Raw genomic sequence first — 23,415 nt, 5'->3', positions numbered from 1 at the left:
TTCTCGTCGTCATCGCCTTCGTCACGTCACATCACGGTGAAGCTGTCCTTGACCTTCTCGTACGTCTTCAGGGCCGCCGCCTCGGCCGCGGGCTGGTACCAGGTGTTGATCTGGTACGACTTCCCGCTCTCGTTGAAGCCCAGGAGCCGGGCGTGCCAGGGGGTGCCCTGGAGTGTGAAGGTGTACTCCCAGACGACCGCAGGCCGGCCTCGGAACGTCGTCTCCTCAAGGCGGATCTTGCTGTAGTCCCGGCCCTGGTGGGCGTTCCGTTCGGAGGTCCGCCAGGTGTCCATCAGGTCGCCCCGTGCCAGGGAGGACTTGGCGACGAGCTCCTGGCTGCCGTCGGGTGACGTGTAGTGCACCTCCGCTCCCGTCTTCACGTCCCGCCGCCAGCCCTTGGGCGTCGCCCACGCGAAGCCTCCGGCCTCCTGGTGCGTGCCCGGGGGCAGGCTCGGGGGCCTGAACGTCCCCTCGACCGTGGGCGACACCGAGGGAGTAGGACCGGAGCCGGAATCGGATCCAGAACCGGTGCCGGTGCCAGTACCGGAGCTCGAACCGGCGACCGCGGACGGATTGGGCGAGGAGCCGTCTGCCTGGTCGTCGCCGTCGTGCGAGCCGGGGGCCGATGCCAGCACGATCGCGAGGACCGTGGCCACGACGACGACACCGACGGTGGCGACCACGCCGGTCCGGCGCCCCGTCCAGCCCCTCGCCCAGCCCCTCGTACGGCGTTCGGCGGAAGTGGCCGGGACAGCCGGACCGGGCAGCTCACCACCGGGTGGCAGGCCCGCTCGACGGGTCGGCGACGAGTGCGAGGCCTGGTGCGAGGCCGCGTGCGGGGCCGGGTTGCGTTCCGTCACCGCTTGGGAGCGGGCGAGCGAGATGCCGGAGCGCGAGGGCGGGGTTCCCGGCGGGCTGGGGGACGGAGGTTCGGAGCCCGACTCCGAGCGCATCTCCGAGGCCGCTTCGCTGGAGGCCTCGGCGGAGGCACCGATGGAGGCACCTGCGGAAGCACCGGCGGAAGCACCGGCGGCCACAGGGGGTTCGTCGGGCGAGCGGGGCGGATGGGGCGAGTAGGGCGCCTTGATGGGGTTCAGGAGTGCGCGAGTCGGCGATTCCCGCAGTGGCAACTCCCCCACGTCCGAGCGCGGTTCCGGCCCTCGACCCCCTGACGCCCCCCTGGCCTCCTCGATCCCGTCAGCCCCCGCGATCCCCGCGATCCCCGCGCCCTCCTCCCCGCTGTCGGCATCGCCGGTCTCCGCTCCCTCCTCTACTCCCTCCTCCTCCACTACCACCTCCGCCTCCTCCTCCACTACCACCTCCGCCTCCACCTCCACGTCCTCCGCCGGCGTCGGTGCGAGCGGCGGGAAGGCTATGCGCGCAAGGGTGGATTCCAGGTCGGTGAGGGTGGGGCGGGCGGTGGGTTCCTTTGCCAGGAGAGCGGTGAGGATGTCGTACAACGGGCCGGCGTTGGAAGGGAGTCGGGGCTCCTCGTAGAGGACCGCGTGCAAAGTCGCCAGGGTGGTGTGCCGGGAGAAGGGCGAGTGGCCGGCCAGGGCGGCGCAGAGGGTCGCGCCCAGGGACCACACGTCGGAGGGCGGGCCCTGCGGGTGGCCCGAGATGCGCTCGGGGGCCATGTAGTCCGGGGAGCCGACCAGCATGCCGACCATGGTCAACGCCTTCGTGTCCTGGATCGCGGCGATGCCGAAGTCGGTGAGGACGATCCGTCGGACGCCGGTCTCCCCGTTGCCCACGCCTCCCCGGCTCTCTCCGCTCTCTCCGCTCCCCCCGCTCCCCCCGCTCCCCCCGCTCCCTCCGCTTTCCACCAGCACGTTGCCCGGTTTGATGTCGCGGTGCAGTACTCCCCTCGCGTGCACCTGGCGCAGGGCCGTGACCAGGCCCAGGCCGATCCGGGCGGTTTCACGTGGGCCCAGCGGGCCTTCCTCGGCCATGATCCGTTCGAGGGAGCGGCCGGCCACCAACTCCATGACGATCCACAGGCGTTCACCCTCGTCGACGACGTCGTAGACGCGCACCACGTTGGGATGGTCGATGCGGGCGGTGGCCCTGGCCTCGCGCAGGGTGCGTTCGCGGCGGGTGCGGGTGTCCTCCGAGTCGAGGCCGTCGATGCGCATCTCCTTCACCGCGACCTGCCGGTCGAGCACCTCGTCGGTGGCTCGCCACACGCGCCCCATTCCCCCCTGGCCGATACTCTCGACCAGCCGGTAGCGCCCCGTCACCAGTAACCCGGAGAAACCACCGCTCCCGGTATTCCCTGCACTCCCCGCACCCCCCGCGTTCCCCGTATTACCTGCGCTCCCTGCATTCCCCGGATTCTCTGCGTTTCCCGCATTTACCGGCAATCCGCTGCACCCCCTCCATTGCCCGGCTCCGGAACACAATAGTCACACTTACGGCCCTATCAGCATAGTGTGGAGAAATCTTGTGGTACCTCTTCCAGTACTGCGAATTCAGGCGCAGCCAAGGGGGGCGAACATGAGTTCTCGTCGTGCGACGACCGTCGCCGGATCGCTGGTCGTGGCATCTTTCTCGGCGGTGTTGATCCTTTCCTTCCCCGCCGGGGCGGACGATCAGGGGCCGGGGAGCGGCAAGGGGGGAAAGCCCGTCGACGAGGCGCCCGCGGGCGTGAAGACGACGACGACACTGCCGGAGCGGATCTCGGTCGACAACAGTTCCGGGAAAACGGCGATCACCGCCACGGTGAAGAACGAGGGGACCAAGGACAGCGGACAGATAAGGCTTTTGGTCGTCGGTTTCGACGGCCTTGCAGTCAAAAGCGTTCAGGGGTGTGACGCCATCGCGGAGAAAGATCTCCCGGAGGGATCCAACAGCGGTTTCTCCTGCCCCATCGACAATCTCGCGGCCGGGGCGTCGAAGTCGTACGCCGTCGACGCGACCTTCGACCTGAGCAAGACCGGGAAGATCTGTCTGCCCGTCCAGACCGCCGACGGGAAGAAGACGTTCTGGCAGCAGGGCCCGGTGCCGTTCGGTACGACGAACCCGTCGCCGAACGCGCCCGCCACTCCGCTGCTCCTCGGCACCGACAACACGCCGGTGGGTCCCGGTGGCGACGAACTGCCCAAGACCGGTGTCGGGCGGGACGTGTTGCCGCTCGGCGCGGCCGGAGGCGCACTGCTCGCGGCGGGCGCGGCCGGACTGTGGTGGTCCCAGCGGCGGCCGGAGCGGCGGGAGAGCTGACCGGGCCCCACGCGAAAGGGGTTCGCCGGGCCGGGTCGCGTGACGCGACCCGGCCCGGCGAACCCCTTCGTCATCGCCTGGGGGCGGTTACTCCTTGACGAGCTTCCAGGCCGTCGGGAGCAGGCCCATCGCCAGGGCCGCCTTGACGGCGTCGCCGATCAGGAACGGCGTGAGGCCGGCCGCGATCGCGGCGGAGGCGCTCATGTCGGCGGCGTAGGCCAGGTACGGGACGCCGACGAGGTAGATGATCGCCTCGCCCAGCAGCATCGTGCCCGCCATGCGCAGCACGGAGCGGTCGGCGCCCCGGCGGGCCAGGGCGCCCACGGCGGCGGTCGCGAGGATCATCCCGAGGATGTAGCCGAAGGAGACGGAGACGCCGGAGCTGCCGTTCGCGAACCACGGCACACCGGCGAGACCGGCCACCGCGTAGACGGCGAGGGAGGAGACGCCTCGGCGGACGCCGAGGGTGGTGCCGACGAGCAGCGCGGCGAAGGTCTGGCCGGTCACCGGGACCGGGGAGCCGGGGACCGGGACCGCGATCTGGGCCGCGAGGCCGGTGAGCGCGGCACCGCCGAGCACGAGCGCGATGTCCCGGACACGGGAAGCGGGGAGGAGGTCGGCGAGGACCATTCCGGGACGAGCGGGGGTGACGGCGGCGGTGCTCATGGGGACTCCGCGAGATCGGGACGGACGGGACACGGCGACGCTATCCCAGGGCGGTCGGGGCGATCACCGTCCGCGGTCGACAAACGGTCGAACCGGAGGTTGGTGGGCTCCTGACAAAGGGTGGGGGTTACACGCGGTACGAGGTGACCCTGGTCACTGAGGTGGAGTGGTCCGGGATACGCGGGTGCCCCGGGCGGTCTCTGTAGGTTTTCGCCAACCGAACGGCGGGCCGTCTCGCCCGTCGGTCGCCATCTGGGCAGGGCCGAGCCCCTTTGCTAGCTTCGAGCCATGGTTGCCCAGGCCCAGGCCCTGAACTTCTCGTCGCGTCGCCATGTCGACCTGCGACGCGTGGGCGCGGCCGCCTGTCGCCCTCCGGTGTGAGGCGGGCGGAGCCGATCATCCGGCGCGCCGCGCTCCACAGACGGCGCAGTGTCGGACCGGCTCCCGACTTCCGAGGAAGTTCCCCATGCCCCGTACCGCGGCTCCTCCCGCCCCGCCCTCTCCCGTCACCCGGGTCGCCGACAGCGACCGGCGGCGTACCAGCGCCAGCGTGATCCTGCGGTCCGTGCTGGAGCACGGGCCGGTCGCGCGCTCCACCATCGCCCGGCTCACCGGGCTGTCCCCCGCTTCCGTCACCGACCACTGTGCCCGGCTCACCGGGCTCGGGCTGCTCCGGGAGGCGGCGGTGCCCCGGCGCAGCAACGGGGTGGGTCGGCCGCACGTTCCCGTGGATCTGGACGACTCACGGTTCGTGGTGGGCGGGGTGCATGTGGCGGTGCCCTACACGACCGTGTCGCTGCTGGATCTGCGCGGCCGGGTGGTGGCACGGCGGGAGTTGAAGCATCGGGGGCGGCTCGAACCGTCCGGGGTGCTGGCGCGGGCCGCCGACGGGCTCGGCGCGCTGCTGGGGGACGCCCCCGGCTGCCGGGCCCTCGGGGTGGGGGTCGCCGTGGGTGGCTGGGTGGACAGCGATTCGGGGACCGTCGTCGAGCATCCGCTGCTGGGGTGGCGGGACGTGCCGGTGCGGGAGGCGGTCGGCGCGCACACCGGGCTGCCGGTCCAGGTGGACGGACACGCCCGCGCGTTGGTCAACGCGGAGCGGCTGTTCGGGCAGGCGCGCGGCAACCTGAGCGTGCTGCATCTGTTCGTCGGGAACGTGGTCGACGCGGCGTTCGCCACGAACGACGAGGTGCACCACGGGCCGCGTTCGCAGGCGGGCGCCATCGCGCATCTGCCGTTGGCCGGCGGCACGGAGCCCTGCGCATGCGGCCGGGTCGGCTGCCTCCAAGTGGAGCTGAGCGAGCGGACGTTGTGCCGGCGGGCCCGGCAGGCCGGGGTGATCGACGGGGTGAACCCGATGCATGTGGTCGCCGCGGCGCAGGCCGGGAACCCGGTGGCCGTACGGCTGTTGCGGGAGCGGGCGCGGATGGTGGGCCGGGCCGCCGGGCTGCTGCTGGACGTGCTCAATCCGGAGCGGGTCGTCGTCACCGAGGTGGGTGTGCTGTTCCGGGAGGACTGCCTCGCCGCGCTGCGGGACGAGGTCGGGGCGGGGCGCTCCGCCGCCGTCTCGCCGAGCAGCTTTCCCGACTCCGTGCTGGCCGTGGCGGGCGGGGCGGTGGCCCTGGACGTGCTCTACCGGGATCCGCTGGCCTCGTCCCGGCCGCGTCCCGCGGGTGTCCCACCTGAGCCGAGTTAATTCAGAAACTCCGAATGTTGACAGGCCCCACACGTGGACAGGAACATCTTTCTCATGAGCTGTCGCACCTTCTGTTGCTGACGCCCCGGCGCGCCGGGAGCGCGCCCTTCTCCTGCCTTTAGTCGCAGGCTTCGTTTCGGTCTTGTTGCAGATTCCCTGCGGATCTCCTGTGGATCTCCTGCGGACTTCTTGCGAATTCCTCACGATTCCCGCAGGCCCTTGCGGCCTCTGCCACACCCGCTTTCCTCCGCCGGCTTCCGCCTGCCTTGTCTCCGTTTTCCCCTGGGGGTTCTCCCGTGCCTGTTTCCCGTACGCCCGGTGTCGACCGGCGTCTCTTCCTCGCCTCCCTGCTGGGCGCCGCCGCCGGTGTCGCCGGGCTCAGCGGCTGCGCCGAGAGCAGTGCCGCCACCGGTGGCGAGGGCGCCTCCACGGCCCCGCTCGCCGACAAGGTGCCCGCCGGCACGAGCCTGAAGATCGCCTCCTACCAGGGCGCGCAGCAGTTGCAGCTGAAGCTGGCGAAGCTGCCCGAACTGCCCTTCACGGTGTCGAACTGGCTGAACATCGGGGCCGGTCCCGACGTCATCAACGCCTTCCGCGCGAAGTCCCTGGACGTCGCCAACAACGCGGGCATTCCGCCGATCCAGGCGCATTACCAGGGCTTCGACGCGAAAATCGTCGCGATCAACATCACCCGCAAGCCGAACTACGTCTTCGCCACCAAGCCGGGCAGCGACATCAAGACCGTCGACGACTTCCGCGGGAAGAAGCTGGCGTTCTCGCAGGGGCAGGCGCAGGGCGTCGTCCTGCTGCGGGCGCTGAAGAAGGCCGGCCTGAAGTACGACGACGTGAAGCTGGTGCCGCTGACCAGCAACCAGTTCCTCACCGCCCTTCAGTCGGGCCAGGTGGACATCGCCCCGCTCGGCAACACCCAGTCGCCCGCCTACCTCAAGCAGTACGAGTCCAAGGGCGCCCGGATCATCACCACCGACGTCGTCGACCTGCTCAGCCTGTTGTGGGCGCCGGCGTCCGTGCTGAACGACAAGGCGAAGGCCGCCGCCGTCGCCGCGTACATCCCGCAGTGGGCGCAGGGCCTGGTGTGGAGCTACGAGAACCCGGACGCCTGGAACGAGGAGTTCTACGTCAAGACGCAGAACCTGACCCTCGACCAGGCCCAGTCGATCACCGCGCTCGCCAACAAGCCGCTGTTCCCGCCGAGTTGGGACGAGGCCATCAAGTGGGAGCAGGAGACCGCGGACCTCCTCGCGGAGGGCGGCTTCGTGAAGAAGTTCGACGTCTCCTCGCTGTTCGACCACCGCTTCGAGGGCATCGCCGCCAAGTCCGTGGCAGCCGAGTACCGGAGTTGACCGCCATGACCACCAGCGCAAGCACGAGCACGACCACCACCGACACGACCGCGACCGCGACCACGGTCCCCGCCGTCGCCGTCACCGCCGACGACGGTCCTCGGGTCCGCCGCCGACGACGACGCCGTGGACTCGCCCCCGGCAAACCGTGGCCCGCCTCCCGGCTCGTCGGGCCCCTGCTGCTCATCGCCTTGTGGGCCGCCGCCTCGGCCGCCGGGCAGCTGGACACCGGGGCGATCCCCGCGCCCTGGACGGTGCTGCGGACCGGCGTGAACCTGTGGACCGACGGAACGCTGACCACCGACGTCCTCACCTCGCTGGAGCGCGCCGCCTACGGCTTCGCGATCGGCCTGACCGCCGGGGTGACGCTCGCGCTGGCCTCGGGTCTGACCCGGTCCGGGGAGGCCCTGATCGACGGGACCGTGCAGCTCAACCGGGCGATCCCGACCCTCGGTCTGATCCCGCTGTTCATCCTCTGGCTGGGCATCGGCGAGACCTTCAAGATCGCGATCATCGCCATCGTCGTCTACATCCCGATCTACCTCAACACGCATGCCGCGCTGTCCGGCATCGACCACCGGTTCGTCGAACTCGCCGAGGTGCAGGGCCTGTCGAAGGTCCAGTTCATCCGGCAGATCGTGATCCCCGGCGCCCTGCCCGGATTCTTCGTGGGACTCCGGCTCGGGGTGACCGGCTCCTGGCTGGGACTGGTGGTCCTGGAGCAGATCAACGCCACGAGCGGCCTCGGTTACATGATGTTCCAGGCCCAGAACTACGGCCAGTCGGACGTCATCCTCGTCGGCCTCCTCATCTACGGCGTCTTCGGTCTCCTCTCCGACACCGCGGTCCGTCTCATCGAACGGAGGGTGCTGTCGTGGCGCCGCACACTGAGCAGCTGACCCGCTCCGCCGCCGTCCAACTACGCGGCCTGACACGCTCGTTCGAGGCCCGCACGGTTCTCGACGGCATCGACCTGGACATCCCCGCCGGCCAGTTCGTGGCCCTCCTCGGGCACAGCGGGTCCGGCAAGAGCACCCTGCTGCGGGCGGTCGCCCACCTCGACCACGAGGTCGTCGGCAGCGGACAGCTCACCGCCCCGGAGCGGGTGTCGGTGGTCTTCCAGGACTCCCGGCTGCTGCCCTGGCGGCGGGTGCTGGACAACGTACTGCTGGGTCTTGACGGCAAGGAGGCGGAGCAGAAGGGCCGCGAGGCCCTCGCCGAGGTGGGGCTGAAGGGCCGCGAGCGGGCCTGGCCCAACGAGCTGTCCGGAGGTGAGGCACAGCGGGCCGCACTGGCCCGCTCGCTGGTCCGCGAACCCGAACTCCTTCTCGCGGACGAGCCGTTCGGGGCACTGGACGCCCTCACCCGGATCAAGATGCACACCCTGCTGCGCGAGCTGTGGGAGCGCCACCGGCCTTCCGTGCTGCTCGTCACCCACGACGTGGACGAGGCGATCGTGCTCGCCGACCGGATTCTCGTCCTCGACCACGGCCGTATCGGCCTCGACCTGACCATCGACCGCCCGCACCCGCGCTCGTACCGGGACCCGCTGCTCGGCGAGTACCGCGAACGGCTGCTCGCCGCCCTGGGCGTCACGGAGGACCACAAGTGACCACGGCTCACCCCGGACGACAGCTCCACCTCAACGCGTTCCTGATGAACACCGGCCACCACGAGGCGTCCTGGCGGCTCCCGGAGAGCGACCCGTACGCCCACGTGGAGCTGGACCACTACGTCCACCTGGCCCGGATCGCCGAACGCGGCACCTTCGACTCCCTGTTCCTCGCCGACGGCCCGCAGCTCTGGGGCACCATCGCCCAGCGCCCGGCCGGCGCCCTGGAACCGCTCACGCTGCTGACCGCGCTGGCGACGGCCACCCGGCACATCGGCCTCATCGCCACCGCCTCCACCTCCTACAACTCCCCCTACAACCTGGCCCGTAAGTTCGCCTCGCTCGACATCATCAGCGGCGGCCGGGCGGGCTGGAACATCGTCACCACCGCCGGCGCCGAGGCCGCCCGCAACTTCGGTCTGGACGCCGAGCCCGCGCACGCCGAGCGCTACGCCCGGGCCGGCGAGTTCCTCGACGTGGCCCTGAAGCTCTGGGACAGCTGGGAGGACGACGCGGTCGTCGCCGACAAGGCGTCCGGCGTCTGGGGCGACGACGCGAAGGTCCATCCGCCCCGGCACCGGGGGACGTACTTCAGTGTCGAGGGCGCCCTCAACGTCCCGCGGTCCCCGCAGGGTTACCCGCTGCTGGTGCAGGCCGGGTCGAGCGAGGACGGCAAGGCGTTCGCGGCCCGGTACGCGGAGGCGGTGTTCACCGCGCAGCAGACGCTCGCCGACGCGCAGGCCTTCTACGCCGACCTGAAGTCCCGTACCCGGCAGGCCGGCCGGGATCCCGAGCACATCAAGGTGCTGCCCGGGATCGTCCCGGTGATCGGCTCGACGGAGGCCGAGGCCCGGGCCAACGAGCAGGTCCTGGAGGACCACATCGTGCACACGCACGGGGTCCAGCGGCTGGAGCAGCTGCTCCAGCTGGAGCCGGGCGCCCTGGAGCTGGACGCCGAGCTGCCCGCCGACCTGCCGCCGGAGAGCGCGATCGAGGGCGCCAAGAGCCGCTACACCCTCGTGGTGGAGCTGGCCCGGCGCGAGCGCCTCACCGTGCGGCAGCTGATCGGGCGGCTCGGTGGCGGGCGCGGGCACCTCACCTTCGCGGGCACGCCCGAGCAGGTCGCCGACGCGATCGAGAGCTGGTTCACCCAGGGCGCCGCCGACGGGTTCAACATCATGCCCGCGGTGCTGCCCTCGGGTCTGGACGCCTTCGTCGACCACGTCGTGCCGATCCTGCGCGCCCGCGGCCTGCTGCGCACGGAGTACGGCCCGCGCACGACCCTGCGCGAGAGGTACGGCCTGCCGCGCCCCGCCAACCAGTACGTGAACGCTCCCGCACCCGTCCTCGTCTGACCCTCGTCCGAAAGGAACCTCCCATGAGCATCGAGATCCGCAAGATCACCGCGCACATCGGCGCCCAGGTGTCCGGCGTCGACATCGCGAAACCCCTCGACGAGGAGACCTCCACCGCCCTGCGCGAGGCGCTCAACGTCCACAAGGCCCTGGTCTTCGACGACGTGAACCTGGACGACGCGGGCCAGCAGGCCTTCGTCCGCCACTTCGGCGACCTCACCACCGCCCACCCGACCGTGCCGGCCGTCGACGGCTCCCCGAACGTGCTGCCGGTCGACAGCGAGCGCGGCCGCGCCGCCAACCACTGGCACACGGACGTCACCTTCGTCCTCAACCCGCCGCAGGCCAGCACCCTGCGCAGCCTGGTCCTCCCGCCGTACGGCGGCGAGACGCTGATCACCAGCTCGGCGGCGGCCTACCGTCAGCTGCCGGAACCGCTCAGGCAGCTCGCCGACACCCTGTGGGCGGAGCACACCAACGACTACGACTACGCGGTGCCGGAGGAGACGGTCGACGAGGCGCAGGCCGCCGCGCGCGCCCAGTTCACCTCGATCAAGTACCGCACGGTCCACCCGGTGGTCCGCGTGCACCCGCTGACCGGGGAGCGCGGCCTGTTCATCGGCGGGTTCGCGCAGCGCATCGTGGGGCTGTCGCCGGGCGAGTCCCGCAAGATCCTCGACCTGCTCCAGTCGTACGTCACCCGGCCGGAGAACATCCTGCGCCACCGCTGGTCGGAGAACCAGCTGGTCCTGTTCGACAACCGCATCACCCAGCACTACGCGGTCGACAACTACGACGGCCGGCCCCGCCGGCTGCACCGGGTGACGGTCGCGGGTGACATCCCGGTCGGCATCGACGGCAAGGAGAGCTACTCGATCGAGGGCGACGCGGCGCACTACACCTCCGTAGCGGCCTAGACACACCGCGTATCCGGTCCGTCCGGATGCTGGGCAGCCCCTCCGCCGACGTGGAGGGGCTGCCCAGACTGTGGGCGTTTTTGCCCATCTCACGCATTGGACGAGCCGCGCCCATGCCCAGCAGCACCACCGTCGGGACTCCACCGGAGCCGGACGTCACCCTGTCCCACGGCCTCAAACAGCGCCATCTGTCGATGATCGCCCTCGGCGGCGTCATCGGCGCCGGTCTCTTCGTCGGCTCGGGCGCGGGTATCGCCGCCGCCGGTCCGTCGATCGTCCTCGCCTACGCCCTCTCCGGCCTGCTCGTGATGCTGGTGATGCGGATGCTGGGCGAGATGTCGGCCGCGTATCCCTCGTCGGGCTCGTTCTCCGCGCATGCCGAGCGGGCCTTCGGCCCCTGGGCGGGCTTCACCGTGGGGTGGGCCTTCTGGGTCCTGCTGTGCACGGCCGTCGGCCTGGAGGGCATCGGCGCCGCGAAGATCGTCACCGGCTGGCTGCCGGGCACCCCCGAGTGGGCCTGGGTCGCCCTGTTCATGCTGGTGTTCTGCGGGACCAACCTGGCCGCCGTGAAGAACTTCGGCGAGTTCGAGTTCTGGTTCGCGGCCCTGAAGGTCGGCGCGATCACCCTGTTCCTGGTGCTGGGCGTGCTGGCCGTCGCCGGTGTCCTGCCGGGCACGGACTCCCCGGGGACCTCCCATCTGGGCGAGCTCTTCCCGCACGGCAGCGAGGGCCTGGTCGTCGGCCTGCTCGCTTCCGTCTTCGCGTACGGCGGCCTGGAGACGGTCACCATCGCCGCCGCCGAGTCGGAGGACCCGGTCCGGGGCGTGGCGAGCGCGGTCCGTACGGCGATGTGGCGCATCGCGCTGTTCTACGTCGGCTCCATGGCGGTCATCGTCACGCTCGTCCCCTGGGACGCGAAGGCGGTCGTCGAGCAGGGCCCCTACGTCGCCGCCCTCGACCGCCTCGGCATCCCGGGGGCCGGCCAGGTCATGAACGTGGTGGTGCTGGCCGCGCTGCTCAGCGCCATGAACGCCAACGTCTACGGCTCCTCGCGCATCGCGTACTCGCTGGTGGAGCGGGGCCACGGCCCGAAGGCGCTGGGCCGGGTGTCGGGCGGCGCGCCCCGGGTCGCGGTGCTCGTCTCCTGCGTGTTCGGCTTCGGCTGCGTGCTGCTCAGCTACTGGCGTCCGGACGACGTGTTCCCCTGGCTGCTGAACATGATCGGCGCGGTGATCCTGGTCGTCTGGATCTTCATCGCCTGCTCCCAGCTGCGGCTGCGCGGCCGTCTGGAGCGGGAGGCGCCCGAGCGGTTGGCCGTCCGGATGTGGGCCTTCCCGGTGCTCACCTGGGTCGCGCTGGCCGGGATGGCGGCGATCTTCGTCCTGATGGCGCGGGAGCCGGGCACCCGGGTGCAGCTGTACTGGTCGGGCGGGATGACGGCGTTCCTGGCGGCCGTCGGGTACGCGTGGCAGCGTCAGCGGCGGCCGCAGCAGCAGCAGCGGGAGCACGGGCGGGCCACGGACTGACCTGCCCGCCCCGTTCCCTCTCCTCGCCGCCTCCCGCCTCCCACCTCCCACCTCTCCCCTCGGCCCTCGGCCCGTTCCCTCGGCTCCGGTGCCCCATCGGCCCCCACGCGAAAGACGCATGGGGGCCTTTTCGTTGCCGCCACGCCGGATGCTCTTGCCCTGAACCCCCTTCTTGTTGCTAGCCTGCACTTGCAAGTGACTTGCAATAAGAGGTTTGAGGGGACCCCGCCATGCCCGTCTACACGCTGCCCGAACTGCCCTACGACTACTCCGCGCTCGCCCCCGTGATCAGCCCGGAGATCATCGAGCTGCACCACGACAAGCACCACGCGGCCTATGTGAAGGGCGCCAACGACACGCTGGAGCAGCTGGCGGAGGCCCGGGACAAGGAGCAGTGGGCGGCATTGAACGGCCTGGAGAAGAACCTGGCCTTTCACCTCTCCGGCCACATCCTGCACAGCATCTACTGGGCCAACATGACCGGCGACGGCGGCGGCGAGCCCCTCGCGGCGGACGGCGTCGGCGACCTCGCGGACGCGATCACCGAGTCCTTCGGCTCGTTCGCCGGCTTCAAGGCCCAGCTGACCAAGGCGTCCGCGACGACGCAGGGTTCCGGCTGGGGAGTCCTCGCCTACGAGCCGCTCAGCGGCCGGCTGATCGTCGAGCAGGTCTACGACCACCAGGGCAACATCGGCCAGGGTTCCGTGCCGGTCCTCGTCTTCGACGCCTGGGAGCACGCCTTCTACCTCCAGTACAAGAACCAGAAGGTCGACTTCATCGAGGCCATGTGGGCCGTCGTGAACTGGCAGGACGTGGCCCGGCGATACGAGGCCGCGAAGTCCCGCGCGGACGTACTGCTGCTCGCCCCCTGAGGCAGCGTGAAGCGTCCTGTCTCGTGATCGTCTTCTCACCCTTCACGGCGGCAGGCGGAGTGAAGGAACGGCCCCGCGAGGACATGACTCGCGGGGCCGCTCCCGTGTACGGCGTTCCCGTACGCCCGGGCGGGGGCTTCCCCAAGGGCGGTGTTCCGGGCGACAGTGGCCCGCATGGGTCTTCCGAAGAGGCGTTGCCCCAACTGCGGGGACACCGAACAGCACTTCCGGCACCTGCGCGGCGCCGAGCGGGCCTTCGCCCTGACGCAGACACAGGTGCTGGCGCACCGGGCGGATCTCGACAAGTACCGGCGCTGCACCCGCGAGGGCTGTGTGCGGGTGCAGTCCTACTTCAACTGGAGGTCCGGCTTCGACCTTCCGGAGGAGTTCCGGACGTCTCCGCAGCCGGCCACCTAGGGGAGATCCCCCGGCCCCGTCGGGGGATCTCCCCAGCCCCCGGGTCCACCGATCGGTGGACAGGAAGTTCAACCGGGCACCTCTGTCCGCCAACTGCCCTGGCCGGACAGGCTTTTGGGCATGAACTCACTCACTGTGCGCATGGCGCGTTCCAGCGCGCGGCACCCCTGGCGGGCGATCGTCGGCTGGCTGGTCTTCGTGGCGCTCTGCCTGGCGGCCGGCAGCGCCGTCGGGATGAACAGCGCGAGGACGGCCGACTACCGGGTCGGCGAGGCCGGCCGGGCCGAGGCCATGGCGGCCGAGGGGCACCTGGAACGCAGATCCGCCGAGCAGGTGCTGATCTCCGCGCGGTCGGGCACCCTCGGCACCGAGGCGGCCCGCGCCGCCGTCCGGGACCTCACCACCCGGATGGAGCGGCTGCCCGAGGTCGCCGAGGTGGCCGCGCCGGTCCGCTCCGCCGACGGCCGGATCCTCATGGTCGAGGTGGCGCTGCGGGGCGAGGAGCGGGACGCCAAGGACAAGGTCGACGCGCTCACCGCGCAGACCACGGCCGTCCAGCGGGCCCACCCGGAGCTGCTGTTCCAGGAGACCGGCAGCCCCTCCATCAGCAAGGGCGTCGACGAACAGCGCGGTGACGACCTCGCGCTCTCCGAGAAGATCACCCTGCCGGTCACGTTGCTGACCCTGCTGGTCGTGTTCGGCTCGCTCACCATGGCCGCCGTACCGCTGCTGCTCGCACTGTCGTCGATCGCGGCGGCCGTCGGGCTGTCGATGGTGGCCTCGCACGTCTCCCCGGACACCGGGGTCGGCACGAACGTCATCCTGATGATCGGCCTCGCCGTCGGCGTCGACTACACGCTCTTCCATCTGAAGCGGGAGCGCGAGGAGCGGGCCCGCTCCGGGGGGCGGCTGAGCTCGCAGGCCCTGGTCGAGCTGGCGGCCGCCACCTCGGGCCGGGCCGTGATGGTCTCCGGGTTCGCGGTCGTCGCCTCCACCGCCACGCTGTACCTGGCCTCGGACGTCGTCTTCTCCTCGCTCGCCACCGGCACCGTGGTGGTCGTCCTGGTCGCGATGGCCAGCTCCCTGACGGCGCTCCCCGCGCTGCTGACGGTCCTGGGGAAGCGGGCGGAGCGCAGGGCCGCCCGCCGGGCGGAGCGAGGCAGGCCCGTCCGCCGCCTCCGCGGCGGAAGCGGCGGAAGCGGCGGAAGCGGTGAGAGGGGCGGGAGCCGTGAGAGGGGCGAGAAGGGTGAGAGCGGCGGCCGGGTCTGGGCCGCGCTGCTGCGCCCCGCCGCCCGGCACCCCCTCGCCACCCTCGGTGTCTCCGTCCTCGCCCTGCTCGCACTCGTCGTCCCGCTGGCGGGCCTGCACATCACGGAGATGAGCCGGGACACCCACTCCCGGGAGATCCCCGCCATGCGGGTGTACGACCGGCTCAACGAGGCGTTCCCGCAACACCGGGTCACCCACCAGGTGGTCGTGCGCGCCGACGCGGCACGGGCCGCCGAGGTCGCCGAGGCCCTGGACGCACTGACCCGGCTCGCGGACGCCGACCCCCTGTTCACCGGCACGCCCCGGCTCCGCACCTCCGCGGACCACCGTGTCAGCACCCTCGAACTGCGCGTGCCGTACCTCGGCGACTCCGACCAGGCCTACGACTCGCTCGACCACCTGCGCCACGACTACCTGCCCGCCACCGTCGGCCGGATCGCCGGCGCCGAGTACGGCGTCAGCGGGGACGTGGCCCGGTACACCGACTATCCGGCGCACCAGAACGGCAAACTGCCGCTCGTCCTCGGGGCGTTGCTGCTGGTGACCTTCCTGATGACGCTGTACGCGTTCCGCTCCGTCGTCCTCGGGCTGATCGGCGTGGCGCTGAACCTGCTGTCGGCGGCGGCCGCGCTCGGGCTGCTGGTCCTCGTCTTCCAGCACACCTGGGCCGAGGGGCTGCTGGACTTCCGCTCCACCGGGTCGATCGGGTCGCGGGTCCCGCTGTTCCTGTTCGTGATCCTCTTCGGACTCTCCATGGACTACCAGGTGTTCGTCGTCAGCCGGATCCGGGAGGCCGTGCTCGCGGGCACCCCGACCCGGCAGGCGGTGCTCGACGGGATCCGCCGGTCGGCGAGCGTGGTGACCAGCGCGGCGGTCGTGATGACGACGGTGTTCGTGAGCTTCGTCTTCCTGCACATCATCGAGATGAAGCAGATCGGGTTCGTGCTCGCGGCGGCCGTCCTGCTGGACGCCTTCGTCGTACGCATCCTGATCCTGCCGTCGGCGATGCTGCTGCTGGGCGAGCGGAGCTGGTGGCCGGCGCGACCGGACCGGGGGACGGCGGAGCCGCGGGCCCAAGTGCCCCCCGGGCGCCCGGTGGTCGACGTACGTTGATCGGTATGACCGCTCTCGCCGGGCCCTCCGCCGACGCCTTCTGGGCCACCTCCCTGCGCCGCTGGAACGCGGTGTGCTGGGTGCTGTTCGCGGCGATGGCCGTCGGGATCGCCGCCCTGGGCCGGCCCGGCGGGGGCATGTACGAGGCGCTCGCGCTGCTGGGCAGCGTGGTGCTGTGCTACGCGATCCTCGACCGCTTCCCGGACAACCCCGTGGTACGGCCGCACGGCTATCTCACGGTGCTGGTGCTCGCGCTCGGCGGGCTGGCGTATCTGCGGACCAGCTACGCGGCGCTGTTCATGGTGACGCTGCCGCACTACTGGATGTTCGGGCGGACCCCGAGGATCTCGATGGGGTTCCTGGGGCTCGCCACCGCCTCGACGCTGCTGGGCAGCTGGCTCCTGCAGGGCTGGTCGGCGGAGTTCCTCGGCGAGACGGCCGTGTCCACCCTCATCGTCGTCGCGGTGGGGGTGCTGATCGGGCTGTGGGCACACTCGGTGGTCGCGCAGAGCACCGAACGGGCGCGGCTCATCGAGGAGTTGGAGCGGACGCAGGCGCAGCTCTCCGCGGCGCACCAGCGGCAGGGCGCGGCGGACGAACGGGAGCGGCTGGCGCGCGAGATCCACGACACCCTCGCGCAGGGCTTCGCGTCGATCGTGGTGCTGGCGGAGGCGGCCCGGGCCGGGATGGCGGCCGATCCGGGGCGCAGCGCCCAGCAGTTGCGGTCGATCGAGTCGACGGCCCGCGAGAACCTTGCGGAGGCACGGGAGTTGGTGGGCCCGGGCGGGCAGGCGGGCGCCGCGGTGGCGGGCTCCGCGGCGCCGGCGCTGCGGCGGGTCCTGGACCGTTTCGTCGAGGACACCGGGCTCACCGTGGACGCCGCGCTGGCGGACCTCGACTGCGACCAGCGGACCCGGATCGCGCTGCTGCGCTGCACCCAGGAGTCCCTGGCCAATGTGCGCAAGCACGCCCGGGCCTCCACGGTCGGGGTGGTGCTGGCCCGGCGGCCCTACGGGGTGGAGCTGGAGATCACCGACGACGGCGCCGGGTTCGTGGTGGAGGAGTCGAGGGGCTTCGGACTGGACGGGATGCGCAAGCGGGTGGCGGAACTGGGCGGACGGCTGACGGTGACCAGCTCGGTCGGGGACGGGACACGCATCCTGGCGTCGATCCCGCTGGCCCGGGGCACGGAGGGAGCGGCATGAGCGAGGTGACGGCGCTGCGGGTCGTCGTGGTCGACGACCACACCGTGATGCGGGCCGGGGTGGTGGCCCTGCTGGCCGGTGAGGAGGGCATCGAGATCGTCGGCGAGGCGGGCGACGGCCGTGCCGCCCTCGACCTCGTCGAGCGGCACGACCCCGACGTGGCTCTGGTCGATCTGCGGATGCCGGTGCTCGACGGGGTCACCACGACGACCGAGATCGTCGCCCGCCATCCGCGCACCCGGGTACTGATCCTGACGACGTACGACACGGACGCGGACATCGAGCGCGGGGTGGAGGCCGGCGCCATCGGCTATCTGCTGAAGGACACCACGCGCGAGCAGCTCGTCGACGCGATCCGGGCGGCGGCGCGCGGGGAGACGGTGCTCGCGCCCCGGGTGGCTCAGAAGCTGGTGGCCCGGCTGCGGCGCCCGGTCCAGGAGGCGCTGACCGCCCGGGAGACGGACGTCCTCGGCGCGGTCGCCGACGGGCTGACCAACGCCGAGATCGGCCGGCGTCTCGTGATCTCGGAGGCCACCGTCAAGACCCATCTGCTGCGCCTGTTCGCCAAGCTCGACGTCAACGACCGGACCCGGGCGGTGGTGGTGGCCATGGAGCGGGGGCTGCTGCGCCCGCCGTGACTCAGGGCTTGCGGCCCACGCCGCCGTGCTGGCCGATCGGCAGCGGGGGCGTTCCGTCCGGGCGCCACATCGGGACGGACACCACGCCCGGTGGCACCATGTCGAGCCCCTCGAAGTAGCCCTCGATCTGCTCGACCGGGCGCAGGAAGTACGGGACGGCCCCGGTCTCGTTGTAGGCGTCCTGGGCCTGCTCGTAGGCGGGATCGGTGCCGCGGGAGCCGTCGTTGACGCAGAGGTGGCTGCCGGACGGCAGGCCGGACAGCAGGGCTCCGACGAGGTCGCGGGCGCGGTCGTAGTTCTCGACGTGGCCGAGGATGCCGCTGAGGATCAGGGCGGTGGGGCGGGTCAGGTCGAGTGTGCGGCCCGCAGCCTCCAGGATGCGCGCGGGCTCGTAGAGGTTCAGGTCCTCGTAGGCGGTGACGCCCTCGGGGGTGGAGGTGAGCAGCGCGCGGGCGTGGGCGAGGACCAGGGGGTCGTTGTCGACGTAGACGATCCGCGACTCGGGCGCGAGGCGCTGGGCGACCTCGTGGGTGTTGTCGACGGTGGGCAGCCCGGTGCCGACGTCGAGGAACTGGCGGATGCCCGCCTCCTCGACCAGGTAACGGATGCCGCGGCCGAGGAAGGCGCGGCTGCTGCGGGCGATGGTGACGATGCCGGGGAAGACGGCGGTGTAGGCGTCGCCGGCCTCCTCGTCCACCGGGTAGTTGTCCTTGCCGCCCAGCCAGTAGTTCCAGATACGGGCCGAGTGCGGTACCGAGGTGTCGATCTCCGTCATGGGGTCCATGGTGCCCCGCGAGTGATGCTCGCGGGGCACCACTGCCGTCACAGGTTGCTGAAGTCCGGGCCCTTGGTGCGGGAGCGCTTGATCTCGTAGAAGCCGGGGACCGAGGCGACGGCGAGGGTGCCGTCCCAGAGGCGGGCGGCTTCCTCGCCCTTCGGCGCGGGGGTGACCACGGGACCGAAGAAGGCGATCTGCTCACCGTCGGGGCCGGGGACGGCGATGACGGGGGTGCCGACGTCCTGGCCGACCTTCTCGATGCCCTCCTTGTGGGAGGCGCGCAGCTGGGCGTCGAACTCGAAGGCCGACTGCTCGGCGTACTCGATCAGGGACGCGGGCAGACCGACGTCCTTGAGCGCGCCGGCGATGGCCTCCACGGTCGGGCCCTCGCCGTTGTTGTGGATGCGGGTGCCGAGCGCGGTGTAGAGGGGGCCGAGGACGTCGGCGCCGTGCAGCTGCCAGGCGGCGGTGACCACGCGCACCGGCTGCCAGGCCTTGACCGCGAGCATCTCGCGGTACTCCTCGGGCAGCTCGTCGAGCTTGTTCTCGTTGAGGACGGCGAGGCTCATCACGTGCCAGCGGACCTCGATGTCACGGACCTTCTCCACTTCCAGCACCCACCGGGAGGTCATCCAGGCCCACGGGCAGAGCGGGTCGAACCAGAAGTCGACGGGGGTCTTCTCCGACATGTCTCTCCTTGAGCAATCCTCATGAGATAAGCCTTTCCCCCGTGAACACCGGCCTCCGTGCCGCACATTCCCTGCTGCCCCGCGTCAGGGGCGCGTGGCAGGATCACTCCTGTCCGAAAGCCCGTGCTGAAGCACTGAGGGAGTACCGCCGTGCCCGGTGAGAACCTGTCCCGCGACGAGGCCCGGGAGCGGGCCGCCCTGCTGTCCGTCGACGGGTACGACGTGTCCCTCGACATCCGGTCGGCGGTCGGCGACCGGACCGGGGACGAGCCTCGCACCTTCCGGTCGGTCACCACGATCCGCTTCCGCAGCAGCGAGCCCGGCGCGTCGAGCTTCGTGGACCTGATCGCGCCGAGTGTGACGTCCGTCTCCCTCAACGGCCGTGACCTCGACCCCGGCGAGGTCTTCGACGGCGCCCGGATCCTGCTGGAGGACCTGGCCGCGGAGAACGAGCTGATCGTCGACGCCCAGTGCGCCTACTCCCGCACCGGCGAAGGCCTGCACCGCTTCGTCGACCCGGAGGACGGCGAGGTGTACCTGTACACCCAGTACGAGCCGGCCGACGCCCGCCGGGTCTTCGCGGGCTTCGAGCAGCCCGACCTCAAGGCCCCGTTCCGCTTCGAGGTACGGGCGCCCGAGGAGTGGGTGGTGTGGAGCAACGGCGTCGGCGAGCGCACCGACGGGGTGTGGCGCTTCGCGGAGACGAAGCCGATCTCGACGTACATCACCTGTGTCGTGGCCGGCCCGTACCACTATGTGACGGACACGTACACGCGCGACCTGGGTGACGGTACGACGCTGGAGATCCCCCTCGGCGCGATGTGCCGCAAGGGTCTGGCGCCCCACTTCGACTCCGCGGACGTCTTCCTCGTCACCAAGCAGGGCCTGGACTTCTTCCACGACCACTTCGACTACCCGTACCCGTTCGGCAAGTACGACCAGGCGTTCGTGCCCGAGTACAACCTCGGCGCGATGGAGAACCCGGGTCTGGTGACCTTCCGCGAGGAGTACATCTTCCGGGGCAAGGTGACGCAGGCGTCGTACGAGGCGCGGGCGAACGTCATCCTGCACGAGATGGCGCACATGTGGTTCGGCGACCTGGTCACCATGGTGTGGTGGGACGACCTGTGGCTGAAGGAGTCCTTCGCCGACTTCATGGGCACGTTCGCGAACGTCGGCGCGACCCGCTTCACCGACGCCTGGATCACCTTCGCCAACCGCCGCAAGGCGTGGGCCTACCGCGCCGACCAACTGCCCTCCACCCACCCGATCACCGCCGACATCCGCGACCTGCAGGACGCGAAGCTGAACTTCGACGGCATCACCTACGCCAAGGGCGCCTCCGTCCTGAAGCAACTGGTGGCGTACGTCGGCCAGGACGCGTTCCTCGAGGGCGCGCGGCGCTATTTCAAGCGGCACGCGTACGGCAACACGCGCCTCGGTGATCTGCTGTCGGTGCTCGCCGAGACCAGCGGCCGGGACATGGGCGGCTGGGCGCGGTCCTGGCTCCAGACGGCGGGCGTGAACTCGCTGACCCCGCAGGTGCTGCTGGACCCGCAGGGCCGGATCGACGAGCTGGCGGTGGTCCAGGAGGCCGCCGAGGCGTACCCCGAACTGCGGCCGCACCGGGTGGCGATCGGCCTGTACCGCCGCGAGGACGGACGTCTCGTGCGGTACGCGCGCGCCGAGACGGACGTCGACGGTCCGCGGACGGTCGTGACGGAGCTGGCGGGTGCCGAGGCCCCGGAGCTGGTGCTGGTCAACGACGACGACCTGACGTACTGCAAAGTGCGCTTCGACGAGACCTCGCTGGCCACGCTGCGCGAGCACCTCGGTTCGATGACCGACCCGCTGGCCCGTGCCCTGTGCTGGTCGGCGCTGTGGAACCTGACCCGGGACGCGCTGCTGCCCGCGCCCGACTTCGTGGACCTGGTGGTGCGGTTCGGGCACCACGAGTCCGACATCGGCGTCCTCCAGATGCTGCACGCGTGGGCGGACTCGGCGCTGGTCCACTACGCGCCGCGGTCCTGGCGGCGGACGGGCGAGGAGCTGCTGGCCGGCACCGCGCTGCGGAATCTGCGGGCGGCCGCGCCGGGCAGCGAGCACCAGTTGGCCTGGGCGCGCTTCTTCGCGACGGTGGCGTCCTCCGACTCCGACTTCGAGCTGCTCCGGGGGCTGCTGGACGGCACGGCGACGATCGACGGCCTGGAGGTGGACCAGGAGCTGCGCTGGGTGTTCGTGGAGCCGCTGGTCGCGCACGGGTACGCCGACGAGAAGGCGCTGGCGGCCGAACTGGCCCGGGACGACACGGCGTCCGGCAAGCGGCATCAGGTCCGCTGTCTCGCGGCCCGCCCGTCGCAGGCGGTCAAGGCGCAGGCGTGGGCCCAGCTGGTGGAGTCGGACTCGCTGTCCAACGCGCTGGTGGAGGCGACGATCGCGGGATTCGCGCAGCCCTCGCAGCGGGAGCTGCTCGTGCCGTACGCGGAGAAGTACTTCGCGTCGATCGAGCGGATCTGGGCCGAGCGGTCGATCCAGATCGCGATGACCGTCGTCAAGGGTCTGTTCCCGTCGCTCCAGGACTCCCCCCGGACGCTGGAGGCGACCGACGCGTGGCTCGCGGCGCACGAGTCGGCGGCCCCGGCGCTGCGTCGGCTGGTACTGGAGGCGCGCGACGACCTGGCGCGGTCGCTGCGGGCGCAGGCGGGCGGCGCGGGGGCCTGAACCGACCGAGCGCTCCGGCCTTGAGCTTTGGCCATGAATTCCGCTGACGGTCACCGTTACGGAATTCAGGTATTCCGACCCGTAACCCCTGGCTCCCCCATTCCGGACCAGGGGTTTTCGGCGCCTCATCGGCATCCGAACACCCGTCCTTTAGGACGAGCTTGTCCGGATTTGTCGACGGCCGTGTAACAGGGGTTAAGAGACCGGCCGGACGCGGAATCCCCGTTGCATGAACCACCACAACACCCCGCTCCCCCAGGTTCCCTCGGCGTCCCCCCGCCCCGTCCGCCACCTCTCGGACGTACAGCGCCGCGTCACGACGGCGGGCCAGCTCCGCACGCAGGGCGTCGCCGTGGCCGAGGCGAACGAGCAGTGCGGTCCCGGCGGCCCCTGGCAGCAGCTCCTCCCCGGCGTGTACCTGCTCCACCCGGGCCCGCCGACCAGCGAGGAGCGGCTGCACGCGGTGCTGATGTACGCGGGCCGCGACACGGCGACGCCGCCGCCCGCGGTGCCGACCCAGCCGGGCGCCGGCGATCCGCACCGGCCGGTGTACAAGGAGGCGATGATCACCGGGCTGGCGGCCCTGAACCTGCACGGGCTCTCGTCCGCTCCCCCGCTGCTGTCCCTGGAGCACATCGACGTCCTGGTCCCGCGGCTGCGCCGGCTGCGCTCGACGGGCTGCGCCCACGTCGTCCGTACCGGCTCCCTGCCGGCTCCCGAGCAGGCCACGGGAGTTCCGGTGGCGCCGGTGCCCCGCGCGCTGGCCGACGCGGTGGCCCAGCTGACGGACGCGGCGGTGGTGCAGCGGCTGCTGTCGGAGGCGGTACGCGGGGGCCACTGCGAACCGGCTGCGGTGGTACGGGAGTTGAACAACGCCAAGCTGCTGAGCCGCCCGCACGTGGTGGACGCGGTGGACTCGCTGCTCGCGGAGGGACGCGCGTTCGCGGAGGACCGGCTGTACACGATGGTGTGCGACTACGGCCTTCCCGACCCGGTGTGGAACGTGGACCTGCGCCTGCCGGGCGGTCCCCACCTGGGCGGTCTGGACGCGTACTGGCCGGAGCAGGCGGTGGCGGTCGAACTGGACACCCGGGCACCGCGGCAGGACGAGGACGCGCTCTGGTCGGAGTACGCCCGCAAGCGCGAGCATCTGGAGCGGCTCGGCATCACGGTCGTGTACATCACGCCGAAGAAGCTGAGGGACGCGATGGAACAGCAGGCGGCGGTGGTCCGCACGGCGTTGATGGCGTCGGGCGACAGGGACCCGGCCGCGTATGTCGTGGTGCTGCCCCGGTAGGGACGGACCGGGGCGGTCCCAGGAGGGGAGAGGAGGGGCCGACGGGTGTGCCCCGACGGCC

At 71.2% G+C, this 23,415-nt stretch carries 19 protein-coding genes; 15 read left to right on the top strand and 4 right to left on the bottom strand.

Features of this window, described 5'->3' with window-relative positions:
- Positions 1-26: 26 nt before the first annotated feature.
- Positions 27-2,195 (bottom strand): serine/threonine-protein kinase, encoded by a 2,169-nt coding sequence (locus OG933_RS28420; RefSeq protein WP_405629467.1) that lies wholly within the window; start codon positions 2,193-2,195, stop codon positions 27-29.
- Between the two features lie 301 nt (positions 2,196-2,496).
- On the opposite strand from OG933_RS28420, the gene OG933_RS28415 reads away from it, so the two are divergent.
- A complete protein-coding gene (locus OG933_RS28415; protein ID WP_362536638.1) occupies positions 2,497-3,219 on the top strand; it encodes an LPXTG cell wall anchor domain-containing protein in 723 nt (240 codons plus the stop codon).
- Between the two features lie 87 nt (positions 3,220-3,306).
- Here OG933_RS28415 and OG933_RS28410 read toward each other — a convergent pair whose 3' ends face one another.
- The gene (locus OG933_RS28410) at positions 3,307-3,885 is read right to left on the bottom strand and encodes a biotin transporter BioY (RefSeq protein ID WP_362525219.1); all 579 of its coding nucleotides are present in this window, start codon (positions 3,883-3,885) and stop codon (positions 3,307-3,309) included.
- 466 nt (positions 3,886-4,351) lie between these two features.
- Between OG933_RS28410 and OG933_RS28405 the strand changes: the two genes are divergently transcribed.
- The 12 genes from OG933_RS28405 (at position 4,352) to OG933_RS28350 (ending at position 17,869) form a co-directional block, all read left to right on the top strand.
- The gene (locus OG933_RS28405; protein WP_362525221.1) at positions 4,352-5,581 is read left to right on the top strand and encodes an ROK family protein; all 1,230 of its coding nucleotides are present in this window, start codon (positions 4,352-4,354) and stop codon (positions 5,579-5,581) included.
- A 296-nt stretch (positions 5,582-5,877) separates the two neighbouring features.
- A complete protein-coding gene (locus OG933_RS28400) occupies positions 5,878-6,945 on the top strand; it encodes an ABC transporter substrate-binding protein (protein WP_362264431.1) in 1,068 nt (355 codons plus the stop codon).
- Positions 6,946-6,950: 5 nt separating this feature from the next.
- Complete coding sequence (locus OG933_RS28395; protein ID WP_405629461.1) at positions 6,951-7,844, top strand: ABC transporter permease; 894 nt, start codon at positions 6,951-6,953, stop codon at positions 7,842-7,844.
- The gene (locus OG933_RS28390; protein ID WP_405629458.1) at positions 7,820-8,557 is read left to right on the top strand and encodes an ABC transporter ATP-binding protein; all 738 of its coding nucleotides are present in this window, start codon (positions 7,820-7,822) and stop codon (positions 8,555-8,557) included. The genes OG933_RS28395 and OG933_RS28390 overlap by 25 nt, the downstream gene beginning before the upstream one ends.
- Positions 8,554-9,912: an LLM class flavin-dependent oxidoreductase gene (locus OG933_RS28385; RefSeq protein WP_405629456.1), complete on the top strand. Its 1,359-nt coding sequence runs from the start codon at positions 8,554-8,556 to the stop codon at positions 9,910-9,912. The genes OG933_RS28390 and OG933_RS28385 overlap by 4 nt, the downstream gene beginning before the upstream one ends.
- Positions 9,913-9,935: 23 nt before the next feature.
- Complete coding sequence (locus OG933_RS28380) at positions 9,936-10,829, top strand: TauD/TfdA dioxygenase family protein (RefSeq protein WP_405629454.1); 894 nt, start codon at positions 9,936-9,938, stop codon at positions 10,827-10,829.
- 113 nt (positions 10,830-10,942) lie between these two features.
- Entirely contained in the window at positions 10,943-12,355 is a 1,413-nt protein-coding gene (locus tag OG933_RS28375; RefSeq protein WP_405629453.1) for an amino acid permease, read from the top strand.
- Positions 12,356-12,585: 230 nt separating this feature from the next.
- The gene (locus OG933_RS28370) at positions 12,586-13,227 is read left to right on the top strand and encodes a superoxide dismutase (protein WP_405629451.1); all 642 of its coding nucleotides are present in this window, start codon (positions 12,586-12,588) and stop codon (positions 13,225-13,227) included.
- Positions 13,228-13,401: 174 nt separating this feature from the next.
- Entirely contained in the window at positions 13,402-13,644 is a 243-nt protein-coding gene (locus OG933_RS28365; protein WP_054240006.1) for a hypothetical protein, read from the top strand.
- Between the two features lie 120 nt (positions 13,645-13,764).
- Entirely contained in the window at positions 13,765-16,026 is a 2,262-nt protein-coding gene (locus OG933_RS28360; RefSeq protein WP_405629450.1) for an MMPL family transporter, read from the top strand.
- A 5-nt stretch (positions 16,027-16,031) separates the two neighbouring features.
- On the top strand, positions 16,032-17,231 hold the full coding sequence (locus OG933_RS28355) for a sensor histidine kinase (protein WP_405629447.1): 1,200 nt from the start codon (positions 16,032-16,034) through the stop codon (positions 17,229-17,231).
- Positions 17,228-17,869, top strand: coding sequence for a response regulator transcription factor (locus OG933_RS28350; protein WP_362525241.1), 642 nt, complete (start codon positions 17,228-17,230; stop codon positions 17,867-17,869). Before OG933_RS28355 ends, OG933_RS28350 begins: the two co-directional genes overlap by 4 nt.
- A 1-nt stretch (position 17,870) precedes the next feature.
- Here OG933_RS28350 and OG933_RS28345 read toward each other — a convergent pair whose 3' ends face one another.
- Together OG933_RS28345 and OG933_RS28340 are read right to left on the bottom strand one after the other, a co-directional pair.
- Complete coding sequence (locus tag OG933_RS28345) at positions 17,871-18,644, bottom strand: SAM-dependent methyltransferase (RefSeq protein ID WP_362525244.1); 774 nt, start codon at positions 18,642-18,644, stop codon at positions 17,871-17,873.
- 47 nt (positions 18,645-18,691) lie between these two features.
- Positions 18,692-19,336 carry a DsbA family protein gene (locus OG933_RS28340; protein WP_362525247.1) on the bottom strand — a complete coding sequence of 215 codons (645 nt, stop codon included), beginning with the start codon at positions 19,334-19,336 and terminating at the stop codon, positions 18,692-18,694.
- A 150-nt stretch (positions 19,337-19,486) separates the two neighbouring features.
- Here OG933_RS28340 and pepN point away from each other — a divergent pair, with 150 nt between their 5' ends.
- Positions 19,487-22,057 carry an aminopeptidase N gene (gene pepN / locus OG933_RS28335; RefSeq protein ID WP_362525250.1) on the top strand — a complete coding sequence of 857 codons (2,571 nt, stop codon included), beginning with the start codon at positions 19,487-19,489 and terminating at the stop codon, positions 22,055-22,057.
- Between the two features lie 229 nt (positions 22,058-22,286).
- Positions 22,287-23,354, top strand: a complete 1,068-nt coding sequence (locus OG933_RS28330) for a hypothetical protein (RefSeq protein ID WP_362525253.1) — start codon at positions 22,287-22,289, stop codon at positions 23,352-23,354.
- Positions 23,355-23,415 lie beyond the last annotated feature (61 nt).

The sequence above is a fragment of the Streptomyces sp. NBC_00016 genome (assembly GCF_045040885.1).
GTDB lineage: Bacteria > Actinomycetota > Actinomycetes > Streptomycetales > Streptomycetaceae > Streptomyces > Streptomyces coriariae.
This window is presented reverse-complemented; position numbering and strand designations above follow the sequence as displayed.